The 20028-nt window shown below is 41.3% G+C and carries 17 protein-coding genes; 9 read left to right on the plus strand and 8 right to left on the minus strand.

The genetic code is table 11. The annotated features are described in order from the left end of the window. Positions 1–100: 100 nt before the first annotated feature. From AAFN64_RS16680 to panC, 6 genes are read right to left on the minus strand one after another with little or no spacing between them, the layout of a single operon-like run. Positions 101–643, minus strand: coding sequence for a hypothetical protein (locus AAFN64_RS16680; RefSeq protein WP_347761361.1), 543 nt, complete (start codon positions 641–643; stop codon positions 101–103). Continuing rightward, positions 618–1982 (minus strand): DNA repair protein RadA, encoded by a 1365-nt coding sequence (gene radA, locus AAFN64_RS16685; protein ID WP_300488588.1) that lies wholly within the window; start codon positions 1980–1982, stop codon positions 618–620. Before radA ends, AAFN64_RS16680 begins: the two co-directional genes overlap by 26 nt. A gap of 27 nt (positions 1983–2009) precedes the next feature. After that, positions 2010–3152 (minus strand): alpha/beta hydrolase-fold protein, encoded by a 1143-nt coding sequence (locus tag AAFN64_RS16690; protein WP_347761362.1) that lies wholly within the window; start codon positions 3150–3152, stop codon positions 2010–2012. Positions 3153–3204: 52 nt separating this feature from the next. Continuing rightward, positions 3205–4167 carry a lysylphosphatidylglycerol synthase transmembrane domain-containing protein gene (locus AAFN64_RS16695; protein ID WP_347761363.1) on the minus strand — a complete coding sequence of 321 codons (963 nt, stop codon included), beginning with the start codon at positions 4165–4167 and terminating at the stop codon, positions 3205–3207. A gap of 9 nt (positions 4168–4176) precedes the next feature. Further along, a complete protein-coding gene (gene panD, locus AAFN64_RS16700) occupies positions 4177–4527 on the minus strand; it encodes an aspartate 1-decarboxylase (RefSeq protein WP_300488580.1) in 351 nt (116 codons plus the stop codon). A 13-nt stretch (positions 4528–4540) separates the two neighbouring features. After that, a complete protein-coding gene (panC, locus tag AAFN64_RS16705; RefSeq protein ID WP_300488577.1) occupies positions 4541–5389 on the minus strand; it encodes a pantoate--beta-alanine ligase in 849 nt (282 codons plus the stop codon). Positions 5390–5495: 106 nt separating this feature from the next. On the opposite strand from panC, the gene AAFN64_RS16710 reads away from it, so the two are divergent. From AAFN64_RS16710 to AAFN64_RS16730, 5 genes are all read left to right on the plus strand, one after another. Next, entirely contained in the window at positions 5496–6302 is an 807-nt protein-coding gene (locus AAFN64_RS16710) for a glycogen/starch synthase (RefSeq protein WP_300488574.1), read from the plus strand. A 24-nt stretch (positions 6303–6326) separates the two neighbouring features. After that, a complete protein-coding gene (locus AAFN64_RS16715) occupies positions 6327–7955 on the plus strand; it encodes a DUF4270 domain-containing protein (protein ID WP_347761364.1) in 1629 nt (542 codons plus the stop codon). Positions 7956–7958: 3 nt separating this feature from the next. Then, positions 7959–9806, plus strand: coding sequence for a glutamine--fructose-6-phosphate transaminase (isomerizing) (gene glmS / locus AAFN64_RS16720; RefSeq protein WP_300488569.1), 1848 nt, complete (start codon positions 7959–7961; stop codon positions 9804–9806). Positions 9807–9957: 151 nt separating this feature from the next. Next, the gene (atpD, locus tag AAFN64_RS16725; RefSeq protein ID WP_300488566.1) at positions 9958–11469 is read left to right on the plus strand and encodes a F0F1 ATP synthase subunit beta; all 1512 of its coding nucleotides are present in this window, start codon (positions 9958–9960) and stop codon (positions 11467–11469) included. A 48-nt stretch (positions 11470–11517) separates the two neighbouring features. Next, positions 11518–11799: a F0F1 ATP synthase subunit epsilon gene (locus AAFN64_RS16730; protein ID WP_136404131.1), complete on the plus strand. Its 282-nt coding sequence runs from the start codon at positions 11518–11520 to the stop codon at positions 11797–11799. 270 nt (positions 11800–12069) lie between these two features. Here AAFN64_RS16730 and AAFN64_RS16735 read toward each other — a convergent pair whose 3' ends face one another. Then, on the minus strand, positions 12070–15378 hold the full coding sequence (locus AAFN64_RS16735; RefSeq protein ID WP_347761365.1) for a reprolysin-like metallopeptidase: 3309 nt from the start codon (positions 15376–15378) through the stop codon (positions 12070–12072). Between the two features lie 151 nt (positions 15379–15529). On the opposite strand from AAFN64_RS16735, the gene AAFN64_RS16740 reads away from it, so the two are divergent. Genes AAFN64_RS16740 through bioD form a run of 3 tightly spaced genes read left to right on the plus strand, consistent with a single transcriptional unit; the run spans position 15530 to position 17707 of the window. After that, positions 15530–16672, plus strand: coding sequence for an 8-amino-7-oxononanoate synthase (locus AAFN64_RS16740; protein WP_347761366.1), 1143 nt, complete (start codon positions 15530–15532; stop codon positions 16670–16672). A gap of 1 nt (position 16673) precedes the next feature. Further along, complete coding sequence (locus tag AAFN64_RS16745; protein WP_347761367.1) at positions 16674–17093, plus strand: DUF2007 domain-containing protein; 420 nt, start codon at positions 16674–16676, stop codon at positions 17091–17093. Then, positions 17090–17707 carry a dethiobiotin synthase gene (gene bioD / locus AAFN64_RS16750; RefSeq protein ID WP_347761368.1) on the plus strand — a complete coding sequence of 206 codons (618 nt, stop codon included), beginning with the start codon at positions 17090–17092 and terminating at the stop codon, positions 17705–17707. The genes AAFN64_RS16745 and bioD overlap by 4 nt, the downstream gene beginning before the upstream one ends. 72 nt (positions 17708–17779) lie before the next feature. On the opposite strand, the gene AAFN64_RS16755 is transcribed toward bioD, so the two are convergent. Then, entirely contained in the window at positions 17780–18601 is an 822-nt protein-coding gene (locus tag AAFN64_RS16755) for a hypothetical protein (RefSeq protein WP_347761369.1), read from the minus strand. Positions 18602–18744: 143 nt separating this feature from the next. Between AAFN64_RS16755 and bioA the strand changes: the two genes are divergently transcribed. Then, on the plus strand, positions 18745–20025 hold the full coding sequence (gene bioA, locus AAFN64_RS16760; RefSeq protein WP_347761370.1) for an adenosylmethionine--8-amino-7-oxononanoate transaminase: 1281 nt from the start codon (positions 18745–18747) through the stop codon (positions 20023–20025). Positions 20026–20028 lie beyond the last annotated feature (3 nt).

Here is a 20028-nt window from a genome sequence, read left to right on the forward strand (position 1 = left end):
AATATGCAAGGTTTTTGCCGGTACAAAAAGCATTTTACGGTTGTGATGTTTCGATTCGTATTTTTTTAGTGGAAAAAACAAAAGTGCGAATCGTTTTTGATTAGGATTGGAAGCGTCCGAAAAAATCATTTCTGTATTGAAACGGGAATTTGTAAAATTCAGAAGGGTAGCGCGTAGTCGTAGCTTTGACTTCGAATTCGCCTTCCAGTTTTTCGATGCCTTCCTTAAATGGATTTTTACTGAGCTTGGCGGTAAGTTGATCTACAGTGAAAGACTCTTTTGAGCCGTCCTGAGCATCGGTCCAATGACTATAGTTAGCGGTAACAATGGTTAGTGTCGAATCAATGGTAAATGTGATACTTTGTCCGGTATAGCCGTCGTTGGATACGTTTTTAATTTGAATACAATTGGGATTTATTTTTTTAAGGATCAGTATGTTTCCAAAATCACGGAAGTCGTTATCGACGCTTTCCGGTATGGTGAATAGCGGACTGGTTTTAGCCACTTCAAAATGGGAAGTGTCCGTAACCCGGATTTTTCCATAGGTTGTTTGATGCTTTTCGTTCTGACAGCCGATAAGCACAAACAGACAGCTGATAAGCCCGTAATAATAGTTTTTACCCGAACAACTCGCTAACCACATCTTCAATTTTAGACACCATTTTAACGTTGATTGCGGTATTTTTAACCGCTACTTTATTATACTTGGATATGAATATGGTTCCGAAACCTAGTTTTTCGGCTTCCTGTATCCGTTGTTCCACACGGTTTACCGGGCGGATTTCTCCGGAAAGACCTACTTCTCCCGCGAAACAATAATCTTTCCCTACCGGAATATCTTCGTTTGACGAAAGTATAGCCGCTACAACGGCCAGATCAATTGCCGGATCGTCTACCGAAATACCACCGGTTACATTCAGGAAAACGTCTTTGGCACCCAATCGGAATCCGGCGCGTTTCTCCAATACGGCTAAAATCATATTTAATCGCTTGGCGTTATAACCAGTCGTGCTGCGTTGTGGTGTTCCGTATACGGCTGTGCTGACTAATGCCTGAATTTCTATCATCAACGGACGCATTCCCTCGAGTGTGGTGGCAATAGCAGTTCCGGATAATTCTTCTTCCTTATGCGAAATCAGGATTTCCGACGGATTGGCAACTTCACGTAGTCCGCTGCCTTGCATTTCGTAAATGCCCAATTCGGCCGTAGAACCAAAACGGTTTTTTAGCGAACGCAGAATACGATATACGTGATTCCGATCGCCTTCAAATTGTAAAACGGTGTCGACCATGTGTTCCAATATCTTCGGACCGGCAATGTTTCCGTCTTTGGTGATATGCCCGATAAGGATTACCGGGACATTGGTTTCTTTTGCATATTTGATCAATTCGGCGGTGCATTCCCGGATCTGAGAAATGCTTCCGGCCGATGATTCGATATAGTCGGTATGAAGCGTTTGAATGGAATCGATGATCACAATTTCGGGTTCGATGGTTTCGATTTGCCTGAAAATGTTTTGCGTTTTAGTCTCCGTCAGGATATAACAATTATCGCTGTTGGTTGTGATTCGTTCGGCACGCATTTTAATCTGCTTCTGACTTTCTTCTCCGGAAACGTATAAGGTTTTATAGGGAAGTTTTAGGGAAATTTGCAGCAATAGCGTACTCTTTCCGATACCGGGTTCACCACCTAAAAGGGTAAGCGAACCGGGAACCAGTCCGCCGCCCAATACACGGTTGAGTTCGCCGTCGGTAGTGTCCATTCGGATTTCCTCGGCAGAATCAATTTCATTTATTTTTAACGGCTTAGCCGCTTTTTTAACTTCTGTAGAACTGGCTTTCCAGGCAACCTTTTCTTCTTTCTGGATGACTTCTTCGACTATGGTATTCCATTCTTTACAGGCATTACATTGGCCTTGCCATTTAGAATATTGTGTGCCACAGCTTTGACAGAAGAAGGTTGTTTTTAATTTGATCGCCATTTCGGATGTATTCTCTTTTTGTAATTGTTATCTGGATTTTACGGCATCGGCTCTTTCCAGCATACCGTCTTTGGTCAGGTCGCCAATAGGTTCCAGGTTAAAGGCACTCATATAGGCTTTGTAGGCTTTTTTGTTATCGTTGGTATTTTCGTAATACAAGCCTTTTTCGTATTCGCTGATCATGCTTTTCGGATAGTTCTTTTTGGCTACGTCCGAAAGCGTTAACAGCTCTTCGTAATTTTTGTTTTTAAGGATAGCGGCTTCAATCGCTTTAAAGTCGTTTAAACGGATGGTAGGTTTATATCCTAATTTCTTTTCCAGGTTGGTGTATTTGTCAATCAAATACTGCGTATGACCGGTTGGTAATTTGGCAATTTTCTCCTGAAATTCAACTGTTGAAATCGGTTGGTAGCCATCGAAAATATGATAAGCAGCATTCGGAATGGCAAAAGTTACCAGCGAATAGTGCGATAGTCCTTTAAATTCATCAAAACGGTATTTTAGATTGCTGTTTGTAACGGCTTTTGCTTTTTCGTCCAATGCTTTCATCTTGGTCTGGATTTTTTTCAGATCACCATCGGAAGTCGCCTGATAGTAGAAAATTGGTTTTTGAATAGCAGCCAGTCGTTCCGGAATTCTGTTTTCCATTTCCGGAGCAAATTCTGGACTTAATGAAATATAAGCATTGAAAATCGGGTTGTCTTTATATAAGAAAAAGTTTAAAAAACCAGCTGTGGTATCCAATCCGGCAATCATACGGAATGGCGCTACACGGTATTTTTTTTCAACATATGGCAATAATTCCGCACCGATAAATTCGAAAAATTTAGCCCCTTTTTCATTCGGTAATCCACCTTCGTCATAAGAAGTATCGTATTCTCTTTCGTTGTTTTTATTCTGATTGATGGCAACGATGATTACTTCCGGAAGATCGTCCCAATAAGCACCATAGGAAAAAACACCATAAAAAGGATTGGTTAGGTATTCGCCGTCAAGGACGAGTAGTAAGGGGTATTTTTTGTCTTTATTGCTCTCGTAATTGTCGGGGGTAATAATGGTAATTTCCCGGATTTCCTTCAGTTTTTCGGAATTAAAAGCCTCGACTGTCTTTTGGGAAAAGAGAGCGTGACTCAGTAGAAATGTTACCAGGAGTAGTAGCGTTTGTTTCATGTTTGTTAGTAGTTTCTCGTAGTTTTGGAATAGAGAAGCAAGATAACAAAAATTATTTATTTCGATGTAAAAGCGGCAATAACAAAAAGGAAAGTAGTCCCATCAAAATGATTAGTCCGGTTTGCGATGTCCAAAGGATCCAGCCAAAAGTAGTACCGGCTGTTTCGGGTACCGAATACAGGACTAAAATCTCGGAAATCAATAATGGAAAAGCACCAAAACCGCCATTGGTAAAACTGATAGCAAGGCTTCCGACCACAAATGCGGTAACCACTACGCCAAAACTGATGGTGCTGGTTTCTTTAATGGCAAAAATGGCAAAGTAAAAGGTGAGTACATAACCGATCCAGATCACGGCTGTATAAAATAGAAAAGCCCATTTGTGCGGCATTCGGAATACGCTTAGAACACCTTCGATTAATCCGGATATTTTCTGTTTGATGATGACAACTGGACGCCATTTGGAATACAAAAATACCAGCGTTACAGCGATAAGTATTCCAACACCGCTCACGCCAAGCAGGATTAATTTATGAACCGGGATTTTCTGTTCCAAAAAGGTTTTTAGATTGTCAAATTGTAATAAAAGTGCCGTGAACATTAAGGCTAACAGTATAACCAGGTCGATCACCCGTTCGGCAATAATGGACCCGAAGGCTTTGTCGAAAGGAACATCTTTGTATTTTTTAACAATCAGTGCGCGGGAAACTTCTCCGGATCTCGGAATGGTAAGGTTCATCAGATAACCGATGCAAACCGCGGCCAGATTGGTTTTAAAGGGAGAGAAATAACCCATGTGCTCCAAACTGAAACGCCAGCGATACCCTCTTGCTACAAGGCTCACCAGTGAGAAAAATGTCGAAATCAGAATGTAGTTGTAATTCGCATTCCGGAAATAGCTTTTCATTTCGTCCAGCTGTTCGGGTGTGAATTTATGGTAGGCGTAATACACTAAAAAAACTCCCAACAAGAGTGGGAGTATGATGCCTATGGTTTTTTTTAATTTCTCTTTCAAAAGAATGATCTAGGTTAATGTATTGTCATTTTCGTTCGGGAAAATGATAGCCGGTTTGAAGTCTTTTGCTTCTTCCGTACCGATAATTCCGTATGAAATGATAATAATGATATCGCCTTTGTGAACTTTTCGTGCAGCGGGTCCGTTTAGGGTAATTTCCCCACTGTTACGTGGTCCGGGAATGGCGTAGGTTTCGAGACGTTCCCCGTTGTTGATGTTTACAATAGAGACTTTTTCTCCTTCAAAAATATTGGAAGCTTCCATCAAAGCGACGTCAATCGTAATGCTTCCGATGTAGTTTAGATCGGCTCCAGTCACCTTTACACGGTGAATTTTGGATTTAACAACTTGAATTTGCATGGTGCAAAGGTAATTAATTTAGTGCAATATTGTCAATCAATCTGATATTGTTTATGTAAACCGCAATAAAGCCGCGGTATTTTTTAGTGCTGCTTTTGCGAGTGGCAGATAATAAGGTCGCCTCATCTGCAATTTCAAAATATTCCAGTTCAAAGGCGGGATATTTGGCAAAGGTACGGGTGACATAATCAATAACGTCCTTGGTCGATTGGGTGCTGAATTTTTGTTTGGCTTCCAACAGGGTTTTGTAAATCAGGGAAGCTTCTTCCCGGGCTTCGCTGCTTAGACGCTCATTTCGGGAACTCATGGCCAGTCCGTTTGCTTCCCGGTGTATCGGGCATCCGATTACGTTTACCGGGATATGGTATTTTTGAACCAGTTTCTTTACAATTTGTAGTTGTTGGAAATCCTTTTCGCCAAAATAAGCATTTGTTGGCTGTACAATTTCAAACAGTTTTTTTACAATCGTTCCAACGCCGTCAAAATGACCCGGACGATGTGCGCCTTCCATCTGAAATTCCAAACCGTCGTATTCAAATGCGGCAGCTGTTGTATTGCCTTCGTAAATATCGTCTACTGTTGGAGCAAAAATCAGGATGTCTTCCGATACCGTACGAACCTTTTCGATGTCACGGTCTATATGTCTTGGGTATTTTTCAAGGTCTTCCGAATTGTTAAATTGTGTTGGGTTTACAAATATGCTGATAACCGTAATCTGATTTTCGGAACAGGATTTTTGTAACAGGGAAAGATGGCCCTGATGTAATGCGCCCATGGTAGGAACAAGCCCAATCGTTTTTTTGGATGTGCCGATTTGCGCTAAATGTTGCGCTAAATCTGCTTTTTTGGCAAAAACAAACATTTGCTTTGGATTTAAATTGGGTGCAAAATTACTATTTTGTCAAACAACTGCATAAAATTTTGTAATTTTGCATGTTTTTTATATCCAATAAATAAAATTTAATGCAATGAATGATAAGAGGATATTGTATGTATCATCTGAAGTGGTGCCTTATTTAGCTGAAAATGAGGTTTCTTTAATGTCGTACGACGTGCCAAAAATGATCAATGATCAAGGAGGACAAATCAGAATTTTTATGCCTCGATATGGGAATATCAATGAGCGCAGGCACCAATTGCATGAGGTTATCCGCTTGTCTGGGATGAATTTAGTGGTAAACGATATGGATATGCCGTTAATTATTAAGGTGGCTTCTATACCGAAAGAGCGTATTCAGGTTTATTTTATCGATAATGATGAATACTTTAAACGCAAAGCTACTTTCTCGGATGAGGATGGAGTGTTGTATCCGGATAATGACGAGCGTTCTATCTTTTTTGCAAAAGGAGTGGTGGAAACCGTTAAAAAATTAAACTGGGTACCCGATATTATTCACGTGCATGGCTGGTTGGCGGGTATGCTTCCGATTTATATGAAACATTATTATAAAGATGAAGCCCTTTTTGCCGATACTAAAATTGTAACGTCTGTTTATGCGCAGTCATTTGATGGAACACTGGATCCGGAAATGATGAAAAAAGTGGCGTTTGATGAAGTTCCGAACGCGTCGATCACCGACCTGGAAATTCCGAACTACGAAAATATTATGAAAGCCAGTATTCTGCATTCGGATGCAGTAATTATAGCTTCTGAGGAGCTCTCTCCAAGTTTAACAAAATTTATAGAAACATCGGGTAAACCTTTTTTACCTTTCGTGCCCAAAGATGCTTTTGCGGAAGCATATACTAATTTCTATAAAAATCAAGTTATATAATCATTCTTTGATCTGATAAAAAATATGAATAGGATTTCATTATTACAAAAATTGCTTTTGTCTTTAACGGCGATTTTGTTGTTCTCCTGCGATAAGGATTTTAATACTGTCGGTTCCGATCTGGTAGGTGAGGAAAATTATAATATGGAGAAGTACATAGGGCAAACGCTGGAGGCTTATAATAAAGCAACAGGTGGGGTGCAGACAAACAACTTGCCGGTGAATCTTTTGGGGGTAATGAACAATACCACTTTCGGCGAAACCAAAGCGCATTTCGTGTCGGAAGTGCAATTGGCTTCCGTGGCGCCAACAATCGGAGATAATCCTGTAATTGATTCGGTTTGGGTGTATGTGCCGTATTTTGCGACACAAACCGGAACGGATGATAATGGCGTGCGTTTGTACGAGTTGGATTCGGTTTACGGAAAAGATAATAAGTTTAAATTAAGAGTCTACGAATCAAAATACCAATTGCGAACGTTTGATCCTGCTAACGGGGGAGATGCTCAAAAATATTTTTCGGATGAGAAAAATCTGGTAGAAAATAACAGAGGTACCTTGCAGTTGAATGATGGGCCTCCAAATCAGAATGAAGCGTTTTACTTGAATGATCTGGAGACAATTTTATATAAATTGGATGCTGCCGGGAATTATCTGAATTCGGCCGGACAGATTATTGATAATAACGATATTGGTAATCGAGTGATTCTGGAACGGTATACGCCGGGTATGTGGCTGGATTTAAATAAAGCATTTTTTCAAAATAAAATCTTAAATGCGTCTTCTGATAAGTTGTTTAATAATAACGCGTTTAAAGAATATTTTAGAGGATTGTATTTTCAAGTGGAAGGTATTTCGGATCAAACCTGTATGGCAATGCTTGATTTCTCGAAAGCGAAAATCAATATTCGTTATAAAGCCGATGCTTCTACGGGGTCGACTACGCGGGTGCGAAAATCGATTGTGTTGAATCTTACCGGTACAACGGTTAACTTTTTAGAAAACAGCTTCTCGCTGCCGACAGAATCCGGTGATGATCGTCTGTATTTAAAAGGAGGTCAGGGGGCTTTTTCGTATATCGATTTATTTAATAAAACCGAGTTGGAAGATCTTCGTGCGCAAGTGGCGAGTAATAAATGGTTGATCAACGAGGCAAATCTTACTTTTTATGTCGACAAACCGGCGATGCAGAACGTAACCTACGAGCCGCAACGTATTTATTTGTACGATATTAAGAATAATAAAGTACTGATCGATTATAATTACGATGCGACAACCAATTCCTATTATCCGAAAATGAGCAAGCTTGTAATCGGTGGATTGGTGGAACGGGAAACGAGTGGCGATAAAAAAGCAATCAAATATAAGCTGCGATTAACGCAGTATGTGAATAATCTGATCAAAAAAGATTCTTCCAATGTACGGGTAGGATTGGTAGTGACAGAGGATATCAATAATGTGAAAAGTGCATACTTTAAAAATCCGTTAATGATGTCCGATCCGATGTCGCCAGCAGGAACTTCATATAATGTGAAATTCCTTCCTGTAGCTTCGGTAATTAATCCGTTAGGAACAGTACTGCACGGAACGAATAGTTCGGATGTGGATAAAAGATTAAAATTAGAAATTTATTATACTAAACCCAAAGAATAATTTATGTGTGGTATTGTAGGTTATGTGGGTCACAGAGAAGCTTATCCTGTGATTATAAAAGGTCTTAAAAGACTGGAATATAGAGGGTATGACAGTGCAGGTGTGGTGTTGTGGGATGGTGAAGATTTGAAACTGTCGAAAACCAAAGGTAAGGTTACGGATTTAGAAGCGCGTGTAGCGGCAGAAATAACAACTACTGGTACAATCGGAATGGGACATACCCGTTGGGCAACCCATGGTGTACCGAATGATGTAAACTCGCATCCGCATGTTTCTAATTCAGGTGATCTTGTGATTATTCACAACGGAATCATTGAGAATTATGAGCCGCTTAAAAAAGAATTAATTAAAAGAGGATATGTTTTTAAATCGGATACCGATACGGAAGTGTTGGTAAATCTGATTGAAGACGTGCAAAAACAGGAAAACCTGAAATTAGGGAAAGCGGTTCAAAAAGCGCTTAACCAAGTGGTGGGAGCTTACGCTATTGCTGTTTTTGATAAGAAAAAACCAAATGAGATTGTGGTAGCCCGTTTGGGTAGCCCGTTGGCAATTGGTATTGGGGAGGATGAATATTTTATCGCTTCCGATGCTTCTCCTTTTATCGAATATACGAGTAATGCAATTTATCTGGAAGATGAGGAAATGGCTATTATTCGTCTGGACAAACCAATGAAGGTTCGTAAAATTAAAGACGATTCATTAGTGGATCCGTATATCCAGGAATTACAAATGAATCTGGAGCAGATTGAAAAAGGCGGTTATGATCACTTTATGTTGAAAGAGATTTATGAGCAGCCTAGCGTAATTAAAGATACGTATAGAGGACGTCTTTTGGCAAATAAAGGAATTATCCAGATGGCAGGTGTTGAGGATAATATTGAAAAATTCCTGAATGCCAACAGAATTCTGATTGTAGCTTGTGGAACCTCATGGCATGCCGGTCTTGTGGCGGAATATGTATTGGAAGAGTTTGCGCGAATCCCGGTAGAAGTAGAATATGCTTCGGAATTCCGTTACCGCAATCCGATCATCTATCCGAACGACGTGGTAATTGCGATCTCGCAATCCGGTGAAACAGCCGATACGTTGGCGGCAATCAAACTGGCTAAAGAAAAAGGTGCTTTTGTTTTCGGAGTGTGTAATGTGGTTGGGTCGTCTATTTCCCGTGAAACGCATGCCGGAGCTTATACGCATGCCGGACCGGAAATCGGAGTAGCTTCTACAAAAGCATTTACAACGCAGATTACTATTCTGACACTAATTGCATTGCGTTTGGCAAAAGCAAAAGGAACGATGAATAATTCCGATTACCAACGCTATTTGTTGGAGTTGGAGTTGATTCCTGAAAAAGTGGAAGAGGCCTTAACGACAAATGATATGGCAAAAACGATTGCCGAAATCTATAAAGATGCACCAAACTGTTTGTACCTGGGAAGAGGATATAATTTCCCGGTAGCTTTGGAAGGTGCGTTAAAGTTAAAAGAGATATCGTATATCCATGCAGAAGGATATCCGGCTGCCGAAATGAAACATGGGCCTATCGCGCTTATCGATGAGCAGATGCCGGTGGTGGTTATTGCGCCAAAACAAAATCATTATGATAAAGTGGTGAGTAATATCCAGGAAATCAAAGCGCGTAGCGGAAAAATCATCGCAGTAGTAACGAAAGGAGATACGCAGGTTAAGGAATTGGCCGATCACGTTATTGAAGTTCCGGATACTGCTGAGGCATTAACGCCGTTATTGGCCACAATCCCATTACAGTTACTGTCGTATCATATTGCGGTATTGCGTAATTGTAATGTCGATCAGCCAAGGAACCTGGCAAAATCAGTTACGGTAGAGTAAATTATAAAAGCGGATTTTTCGGAATTCGCTTTTTTATTATAAAAATTCAAAAATTAAATTGCGTAATTAGCATATAAAAAACTATCTTTGCGCTCTGAAAAAAGAGGTTTTTTCAAGAAACGTAAATAGCTGTTTAATAAATACATAAGCAATGTCTAAAGGAATAGGAAAAGTTGCACAGATTATCGGACCTGTGGTTGACGTAGTATTCAACACACAAAATGCCGAACTTCCAAAGATTTATGATTCATTAGAAATCACTAAAAATGATGGTTCAAAATTAGTACTTGAAGTGCAGTCTCACATCGGTGAAGATACAGTTCGTACTATCTCCATGGATTCTACCGATGGATTAAGCAGAGGTCAAGAAGTTGTTGCTTCTGGAGCTCCGATTCAAATGCCAATTGGAAAAGATATTTATGGTCGTTTATTTAATGTAATCGGAGACGCTATTGACGGTCTTGGAGATTTACCAAAAGAGGGTGAAAACGGATTGCCGATCCACCGTCTGGCTCCAAAATTTGAAGATTTATCAACGTCGTCAGAAGTTTTATTTACCGGAATCAAAGTAATCGATTTGATCGAGCCTTATGCAAAAGGAGGAAAAATTGGTTTGTTTGGTGGTGCTGGTGTTGGTAAAACCGTATTGATCCAGGAGTTGATTAACAATATTGCAAAAGGTCACGGTGGTCTTTCTGTATTCGCAGGAGTAGGTGAAAGAACACGTGAAGGAAATGACTTACTTCGTGAGATGTTAGAGTCAGGAATTATTAAATATGGTGACGATTTCATGCACTCTATGGAAAATGGAGGATGGGATTTATCCAAAGTTGACAAACCGGGTATGAGAGAGTCTAAAGCGACTTTCGTATTCGGACAGATGAACGAGCCACCAGGAGCACGTGCACGTGTAGCTTTATCAGGTCTTTCTATCGCTGAGTATTTCCGTGATGGAGCTGGTGAAGGTCAAGGGAAAGACGTATTATTCTTCGTAGATAATATCTTCCGTTTTACACAGGCTGGTTCTGAGGTGTCTGCACTTTTAGGTCGTATGCCATCTGCGGTAGGTTACCAACCAACATTGGCTACTGAAATGGGTGCGATGCAGGAGCGTATTACATCTACTAAAAATGGTTCCATTACATCAGTACAGGCGGTTTACGTACCTGCGGATGACTTAACGGATCCGGCACCGGCTACAACCTTTGCCCACTTAGATGCAACTACTGTATTGTCTCGTAAGATTGCTGAGTTAGGTATCTATCCTGCAGTAGATCCATTGGATTCTACTTCTCGTATCCTTACACCACAAATCTTAGGTGATGATCACTATAACTGTGCTCAAAGAGTAAAAGAGATCTTACAAAAATACAAACAATTACAGGATATCATCGCGATCTTAGGTATGGAAGAGTTGTCTGAAGAAGATAAATTAGCTGTATCAAGAGCACGTCGTGTACAACGTTTCTTATCACAACCTTTCCACGTGGCAGAACAGTTTACAGGTATCCCTGGAGTATTGGTAGATATTAAAGATACAATCAAAGGTTTCAACATGATTATTGATGGTGAATTAGATCACCTGCCGGAAGCTGCATTCAACTTGAAAGGTACTATCGAAGATGCTATCGAAGCCGGACAAAAAATGTTGGCAGAAGCATAATTCGTTCAATTGAAAAGCTCAATTGCGTAATATCAATTAATAGAAAATATGATTGTAGAAATAGTTTCACCGGAAGCCACTTTATTCAAAGGAGAAGTTACTTCGGTAGCCGTTCCGGGTGTAAATGGTGAGTTTCAGATGTTGAATAACCACGCGCCAATCGTTTCTTTATTAGGTCAAGGAAATGTGAAAATCGTTGGCCCTGGAGTGAAGATCGCAAAAGAATTTGCATCCAAATTCAACAAAGTTAACGAGCAAACCTACTGGTTGCCGATTAATTCCGGAACAGTAGAAATGAATGACAATAAAATTATTGTTTTAGCTGACTAATACAATGATAGCCCATAAAGAAAAGCCCTCGCATTAGCGGGGGCTTTTCTGTTTTTGTATAGGTTATATGTACACCTGACAGGTTTTTGAAACCTGTCAGGTGTTATAGCATCAGATTTTTTGATGATCACCATTTTTAACGGTAACCAGATAAATACCCGATTGTGTGTTTTCTGTTTTCCAACGGAATCGGTTTGTTAAAAAAAGCCCACGTATTAGCGTGGGCTTTTCTGTTTTGTAAGGTTTATACACCTGTCAGGTGTTATTGTGTTATCGGATTACAATTTTCTGTGTTTCCTGGCGATCGCCGTTTTTAACGGTTACCAGATAAATGCCCGATTGCGTATTTTCTAACTGAATTGACTCGTTGAAAATAGTCGTCGTTTGGAAATTGCGATTGTAAATACGACGTCCGCTAATGTCGAAAACCGTGATCTCGGTTGTATTCGCAGCGTCCGGTGTGAACTGAACATGGAACGAACCGTTGTTCGGGTTCGGGTAGATCATAAAATTGTTTAGCTTGGTTTCGGTTAGTCCTAAAGCAGCACTAACGGTACAAATATTCAAACTCCAGCTGTTTAAAACACCACCATCCTGATTGTAGGCATCTGAAATTCGTAACGTCCAGTTTCCAGTCGAATTCTGGCCGTTAAACGCCGATAATGGCTGAGTTGGTAAAACCGTTCCGGAAATACCCGGATTCGTACCGCAAATTACAGGAGTACCACTGTCGGAGAACGTAGCAACAATATTCTGGATGTCATCGCTGGTACAAGGTTGCGCGAATAATTGTACCTGTGTTCCGGATGGACTGATTAAAAAAGCAGTAATATCGTTAATCCATGTATGGGTGACATTCATAGTGATGGCTACGCTTGAAATAACGCCTCCTGATGGAATATTTAACGTCGAGTTGATCGTCGGTGTTCCGGATGCGGAGATCGTGATAGGTACGTTAGCAGAAGCGCTGGAAGCACAACTGATCTGTCCGGTTGTAAATTTAAAAGAATTACTGTAGGTTCCGATACAAGCTGCATTCTTAGGTTGAACGCGCCAGAAGTAGTTGGTCGCCTGTGATAATCCGGAAACCGTATAACTATTTGTCGCTGAGGAACCGGAACTGATAATATTGGTAAAGGCATTATCGGTGGCTACCTGTACATCATAAGCGTTGGCATTGCTGTTTGCTGCCCAGCTTAGGGTTACGCTTGTGTTCTGACCTACGGCAAGATCCGCCGGTGTGGTTAACGACATGGTTCCGAAGTTGGAGTTTAGTAAATCCAGATAGTAATTCGCGTTTTTGGTCGTCGAACCGGAGGTTGCTGTAACATTTAACGTGTATAAACCAGGTGTAGCGGCATTGGTATTGCTTACCGTCATGGTAACCGTACCGTTTGCGCTGATACTTGTTGGTGAAAAAGTAACAGTGGTTCCGGCCGGATTTCCGGTAGCACTAAAAGTCGTGGCTCCGGAAAAACCGTTGTGTGCTTTATAATCAATGGTATACGAAATGCTCGATCCGGTACAGATTGATTTATTCTGCTCGCCGGCTACACCGTTAAAGGCCGAAGCAAATGTTGCCGCTGGTGCAGAAATGGTAAAATTGGCATTGGAAACATCATAAAAGATATTGTCGTAACCGCGTACCATAATTCGGTTTTGCGCTCCCGGTGTATTCGGAATGGTTACCACTTCCGAACCGTCATTCGGAACTTTGCTCGCTAATAAAGTGTCAAATGAAGTACCGCCGTTAGTCGATAGATAAATGTCAACAAATAGAGCGTTAACACCATTGGCGGTTGTTCCGGCTACATCCCAGGTTACGTTCTGGTTGGTACCGGCTTGCCAGGTAACATTCGTATTTGGAACCGATACCAGGAATGGTCCGGCTGTTCCGCTCACGGTTACTTTCATCAGATCGGAAGCAGTTTGTCCGCCACCGGCTTTATTATCTTTTGTGGTTAACGAGAAGTTTAAAGTTCGGGCTACCGATGGACATACTTCCCAGGTATTGGCTGTATTACCGGCTAAAACCGTGGCCAGCGCCGGCATATAACGGGTGGGTGATGTGGTACCGCGAATGGTACGGAACATCGGGCCGTTTACACGTGTTGCTGTAGGTGCCGCAGCCGAGTTCGGGTTTTGCGGGTCGTTTTGTTCCCAGGTATAAGTTAATGCATCACCATCCGGATCGGTTCCGGTTCCGGTTAAAATAAAAGCAGTCGATTTCGGAATAACATAATCCCTACCGGCATCGGCAGTTGGTGGATTATTGGTGATAGCAGTGATCTGGGCGCAACTGGAGCTTACTCCGGATTTTACATTGGCCAGAATATCGCGAATATTTACATAGGTAAAATAATCGTCACTATTGTTCTGTACATTGGCAGGGCAAATCCCGGCATATCCCATGATAGACGATCCTGAACCGGGTTCTACTTCGGTTAATCCGCTTCCGGAACGACAGTTAGAGCTACTCTGCGTATGGTAACCGCCAAACTGATGTCCCATTTCGTGTGCTACATAATCGATGTCGAAGGCATCACCGGTAGGATTGGATCTTCCGGTCATTCCGGTTCCTTTGTGGAAACCACCATTCGGATTGCTGTTGGTGCTGCATACACATCCGATACAGCCGGCATTTCCGCCTCCTGAAGTATTGAAGTTATGTCCGATGTCGTAGTTTGCAAAACCAATTGCGGCATCAATGGTAATACCGGTACGAACGTTATATTCGCCACTCCACGGATCGGCTGTAGTGCTTCCAAAATAAATCAACAGGTCGTTATTCGCAACAAATACCATAGTAATCGAAAGGTCTCTTTCGTAAACACCGTTCACACGGGTCATGGTAATGGCCATTTGTGCCTGAATGTTGGCTCGTTTCTGAGCATCGGTTCCGGTTCCGGCAAAAAGATTACCGTATTCTGCGGTACAAGACTGTGCCAATCGATAGGTTCTCAGTTTTTTGTCGTCGGTGTTCAAAGCGGTTTCAGGATTTCCAACACGGTCTTCGGTTAACGATGGTAGTTTGATGCCGTCGTCGGTTAGACAGGCAAAGTCCGAAAAAGGCTGGTGCAACGAAGCTTTGTTGTAAACGATATAGTTTTGACGGTCTTCGGTATACGGATCAATAAAAACCGTGCTTTCCTCACTCGATAACGTCATGCTGTGTAAACCCAGTTGGGTAACCGAAAAACGGGCTACAGCTGTCGGGTCTTCTACGCCTTGGGCGGCATACGATTTGATCATTGGATATTTGGCTGCTAAAGCCGGTTCCATTATCGGGGTTTCCATTACCCGGAAGTGTTCCAGTTGCCCTTGTGCATTGGGAAGTTCGATAATTAGATTGGATTTGCCCTCAAACTGACCGCGTATCGGAGCGTTGGACAAGCTGTTTTTTAAAGTGCTCAGATCAAGGGTGAACAGATTGTAATTCCGGGGAAAGGAACTTCGGTTTACTTTTTTTTGCGTTGTGATGCTGCTTTCGTCAATCGGTTTCCAAAGTTTTTGCGTTTGGGCAAAGCCTGTGGCGAATGAAAAAAGTAACAAAAACGCTAGTTGTAATTGTTTTTTCATTTTTGTTTGGGTTAAGTGTTAAATAGTTGCTAAAAATAATAAAATTTATTATGCTTTTTGTTTTTAATTTTGAATCATTAGGGCTTTTTGTGTTGGGTTTCATACAATTGTGATACATTGGGAACGAAAAAAGATACTTACTTTTGTCAGTATGAAACGCTTTCCAGTATCACTATCGACTAAATTACAATCCCGGACAGTAGCCAATGCGTTACGGCAATTACCCGAACAAAAAAATGGCGTCGATTTTTCGTCGAACGATTATTTGGGTTTTGCCCGATCCGAATCGCTTTTTCAAAAAGCAACGGCTTTGTTGGCGCAACAGCATAATTCGCATAATGGGGCTACCGGTTCGCGATTGCTATCGGGAAATCACAATCTTTATGCAGAAACCGAAACCAAAATTGCGGCTTTTCACCAATCGGAAAGTGCTTTGATTTTTAATTCGGGCTACGATGCCAATCTGGGCTTTTTTAGTAGTGTGCCGCAACGAAACGATGTGGTGTTGTTTGATGAATTAAGTCATGCTTCCATCCGTGACGGAATTCGCCTTTCGAATGCACGGTCGTATAAATTCCTGCATAACGATCTGGAAGATCTCGAACGCCAGATCAAGCGATTTCAAAATGATCAGGGGTCCGTTTATATCGTGACAGAAACGGTTTTTTCTATGGATGGCGATTCGCCCGATTTGGAACAAATGGCGGTACTTTCCGAACGATATGGTTGTTTTTTTGTGGTCGACGAAGCACATGCTTTAGGTGTGTTTGGCGAAAAAGGAGAAGGATTGATCGATGGGTTAGGACTCCGCGAAGCTGTTTTTGCCCGAATTATGACCTATGGAAAAGGATTAGGTTGTCATGGAGCTGCGGTGTTGGGCGACGTAAGACTCAAGGAATATCTGGTCAATTTTGCGCGGAGTTTTATTTATACGACAGGTTTGCCGCCGCATGCGATTGCAACAATACAGGCGGGATATTTGGCTTTAGAAACGGAAGCCGAAGCGCGAATTCGGTTAAAAGAAAATATCGTTCATTTTAATCGGGAAAAGAACCTGTTGGGATTAAAGCCATTGTTTATCCGAAGTAAATCGGCCATACAATCGGCCGTGATTCCGGGAAATGAAAAAGTGAAAAATATTGCCCGCCAATTGGAACAATCCGGATTTGATGTACGCCCCATTATGGCGCCAACGGTACCGGAAGGACAGGAACGATTGCGTTTTTGTTTGCATAGTTATAATACAACAGCAGAAATATCGGAAGTGTTGCATCTTTTAAATCGCTTGTTATAAGATGAAAAGTGACTTGAACTTGAAAAAAATAGCTGTGTTTAATTATTCAGCCGAAGCTTATATTTATAAGGGAAGATTGGAAGCAGAAGGAATTACGGTCTTTATAAGGGATAATTTTACGGTTGATGCAGATCCGTTGTTTAGTCAGGCCATTGGAGGAGTGAAGTTATATGTAAAAGAAATAGACTACGAAAAAGGGCTACAGGTTTTGGGGGATATTGATAAGTATTCTTTAACGAGCGACGGGAAACCAATTGTATGTCCTAGGTGTGGATCGGAGAAAGTACAAATGTTTTCTGTGCTTAATGATGTAAAATCTATATTTTCCTTTATTGTCGGGCTTTTTTTGGTTGTGCTTCCTTTTTATGTGAAGTATACCTATGTCTGCGATAATTGTGAGTTTAAATTTAAAAAAATATGAAACTATTTGTAACAGGTATCGGGACCGATGTAGGGAAAACCGTAGCCGCAACTATTATAACCGAGGCTTTGGAAGCCGATTACTGGAAGCCGGTTCAGGCGGGTGATCTGGATTATTCCGATAGTCATAAAATAAAAGAAAAGTTATCGAATACCAAAACCCGGATTTTCGATAATGCTTATGCTTTAAATACACCGGCAAGTCCGCATGTGGCGGCAAAAATCGACGATGTGGTCATCGATTTAAAAAAAATCAAAGAACCGAAAACGAAAAATCACCTGGTTATTGAAGGTGCCGGCGGTGTATTGGTTCCGTTAAACGATACGGATTCGATTATCGATCTGATCCAGCCGGATTATAAGGTGATTGTGGTGTCGCGTCATTATCTGGGGAGTATCAATCATACGTTATTGACAATCGAGGTTTTAAAAGCAAGAGGGTTGGCTGTCGCCGGAATTATTTTTAGCGGAAAAGAAAACCCGGATTCGGAATCCATCATTTTAAATCGTACCGGGATTCAATTCCTGGGACGAATCGATGAAGAACCCTATTTCGATAAAAACGTGGTTAAGGAATATGCCGACTTGTTTGCTGAAACATTGTTGGGTTTATAAAAAACAAAACCTGTCAGTTTTAGTAATCCGACAGGTTTTGATTGTAAGGTTGCCTTTGCAGGCGACTTTTTTTTATAGGTATATTGTTACTACAGTTCCACCAGGAAGGGTAAGGGTTGCAATATCATCGCAACTTCCGTTACCATAGTCCAATGTGAAGGTTTGCGAATTTTTCGTGATTGTTTTTTTACCTTTTACGATAACCGGACAACCGATGTTTCGGATTAACGGTTCGGTAATTTCCATATGTAATAAGGTTCCGTTTGGTAAGGTGGTTAACGCGCTACCTCTAATGCTGAAAACATCATCTGTGAAAACCAATGGAGTGGATACACCTCCGATCTTTTCGATGTTAAAGCTTCCTTCTCGGTGAATCGTTCCGCCACCGGAAGGCTGAATGATATTGATGTTTGTGTCGCGGGTAAAGGTTGGAACGCTGTTTACAACCACTCTGCTGACGTTAATGGTGCCTTCAATTTTATGACTGTTGATGTAATAGTTGTCGAATGTGATGGCGGCAGTAATTTCGTTGGTTGTCGTATTTCTATGCGCTACAATATAAATGATTCCGCTGCGGTTGTCTCCATTGTTGTCGATGCATCCGGTTCCAAAATCAACTTTAAATTTTTTGTCTCCGTTGGCTAGTGTCTCCTGAGTGATCACACGGCAACTTGAAGGAGGTAGCTGCGTGTCTATGTTTTTAGAAGCGTAATAACCGTCGCCGGCCAATACTTCTTCTTTAATTCCTTCCACATCTTCTTCAAAAGCTTGCGCTTTGGCATCCGTTGCAACAGTGGTGTCTTGAGTACTACCGGTATCGGAACTATCACTGTTACTATTACAGGAGATAGCCATCAAAGCAGTAAGAGTTAGTAATTTAATAGTTGTTTTCATAATTTTTTCTGATAAGGTTCTTTTTTTTAGACAAATAAAACGATAAATGGTTTAATGTTAAACTTTTTTGTTTTCAAAAAGTAATCCGAAAGTGCGCTTTATCTTTGCGGTACAGAATCGAAATATAAAAAAAGAAGTGTACAGTGGAAAATAACAGACTGCAAAAAGCCGACGCAAATCATTTGTGGCATCCGTATACCCAACATAAAACAGCGCATCCGCATATAGCTATAACGAAAGGAAAAGGAGCTTTATTATGGGATGAAAACGGAAAGGAATATATCGATGCTATTGCTTCGTGGTGGGTAAATCCGTATGGGCATTCCAATCCTGTTATTGCCGATGCGATTTACAAACAGCTAACAACACTGGAACACGTACTTTTTGGCGGGTTTACGCATGAACCGGCGGTGACACTGGCAGAAAAATTGATTCCAATATTACCGGATAATCAGAAAAAGATTTTCTTTTCCGATAATGGATCTACGGCGGTTGAAGTTGCTTTAAAAGTCGCTTTGCAGTATTATTTTAATAAAGGAGAAAAGCGAATCAAAATCATCGCTTTCGAAAACGCCTTTCATGGCGATACGTTTGCAGCTATGGCGGCCAGCGGTATTTCTTTTTTTACCGAGGCTTTCCAGGGATCGATGATTCAGGTAACGCGAATTCCGGTACCAACACCGGGTAATGAAGCGGTCAGTTTCGAAGCGTTGCATGCCTTGTTGCAAACCAACGAATATGCCGGATTTATTTTTGAGCCTTTGGTTCAGGGTGCGGCCGGTATGGTGATGTACGAACCGGAGCAACTCGATACGCTAATCCAAAGCTGTAAAGCATACGGTGTATTTACCATTGCCGACGAAGTGATGACCGGATTTGGAAAAACCGGGAAAAATTTCGCCTGCGACTATCTGACACAACAACCGGATATGATGTGTCTTTCCAAAGCACTAACTGGAGGTACGATTCCAATGGCATTAACGACCTTTACACAAGAGTTGTTTGATGGCTTTTATGACGATGATGTGAATAAAGCCTTGTTCCACGGGCATACTTTTACAGCAAATCCAACCGGTTGTGCGGCGGCATTGGCCAGTTTGGAGTTGCTTTCCGATGCAGAAATCCAGAAAGGTATTGCGAGAATTCATCAGCAACATCTGGCTTTTCAGGCGCGCGTCGAAAATCATCCGCGGGTAAAAACTACTCGTGTTTTGGGGGTGATCTTCGCGCTGGAATTTAAGAGAGATTCATCGGATAGTTATTACGGAGATTTCAGAAATACCCTGTATCGTTTCTTTATCGAAAAAGGAATCATATTACGTCCGGTTGGGAATATTGTATATATACTGCCGCCGTATATTATTTCGGAAGCCGAACTTGAAAAAGTGTACCAGATTGTCGGGGAAGCGTTGGATATGTTTTAATTT

Origin of the sequence: Flavobacterium sp. CAU 1735, from assembly GCF_039888695.1 — a bacterium.
GTDB lineage: Bacteria > Bacteroidota > Bacteroidia > Flavobacteriales > Flavobacteriaceae > Flavobacterium.

Bases quoted from the DNA above. Each gene is read 5' to 3' on its own strand.
- AAFN64_RS16680 (WP_347761361.1), bottom strand. From the start codon at position 643: ATGTGGTTAGCGAGTTGTTCGGGTAAAAACTATTATTACGGGCTTATC.
- radA (WP_300488588.1), bottom strand. From the start codon at position 1,982: ATGGCGATCAAATTAAAAACAACCTTCTTCTGTCAAAGCTGTGGCACA.
- AAFN64_RS16690 (WP_347761362.1), bottom strand. From the start codon at position 3,152: ATGAAACAAACGCTACTACTCCTGGTAACATTTCTACTGAGTCACGCT.
- panD (WP_300488580.1), bottom strand. From the start codon at position 4,527: ATGCAAATTCAAGTTGTTAAATCCAAAATTCACCGTGTAAAGGTGACT.
- panC (WP_300488577.1), bottom strand. From the start codon at position 5,389: ATGTTTGTTTTTGCCAAAAAAGCAGATTTAGCGCAACATTTAGCGCAA.
- AAFN64_RS16710 (WP_300488574.1), top strand. From the start codon at position 5,496: ATGAATGATAAGAGGATATTGTATGTATCATCTGAAGTGGTGCCTTAT.
- AAFN64_RS16715 (WP_347761364.1), top strand. From the start codon at position 6,327: ATGAATAGGATTTCATTATTACAAAAATTGCTTTTGTCTTTAACGGCG.
- glmS (WP_300488569.1), top strand. From the start codon at position 7,959: ATGTGTGGTATTGTAGGTTATGTGGGTCACAGAGAAGCTTATCCTGTG.
- atpD (WP_300488566.1), top strand. From the start codon at position 9,958: ATGTCTAAAGGAATAGGAAAAGTTGCACAGATTATCGGACCTGTGGTT.
- AAFN64_RS16730 (WP_136404131.1), top strand. From the start codon at position 11,518: ATGATTGTAGAAATAGTTTCACCGGAAGCCACTTTATTCAAAGGAGAA.
- AAFN64_RS16735 (WP_347761365.1), bottom strand. From the start codon at position 15,378: ATGAAAAAACAATTACAACTAGCGTTTTTGTTACTTTTTTCATTCGCC.
- AAFN64_RS16740 (WP_347761366.1), top strand. From the start codon at position 15,530: ATGAAACGCTTTCCAGTATCACTATCGACTAAATTACAATCCCGGACA.
- AAFN64_RS16745 (WP_347761367.1), top strand. From the start codon at position 16,674: ATGAAAAGTGACTTGAACTTGAAAAAAATAGCTGTGTTTAATTATTCA.
- bioD (WP_347761368.1), top strand. From the start codon at position 17,090: ATGAAACTATTTGTAACAGGTATCGGGACCGATGTAGGGAAAACCGTA.
- AAFN64_RS16755 (WP_347761369.1), bottom strand. From the start codon at position 18,601: ATGAAAACAACTATTAAATTACTAACTCTTACTGCTTTGATGGCTATC.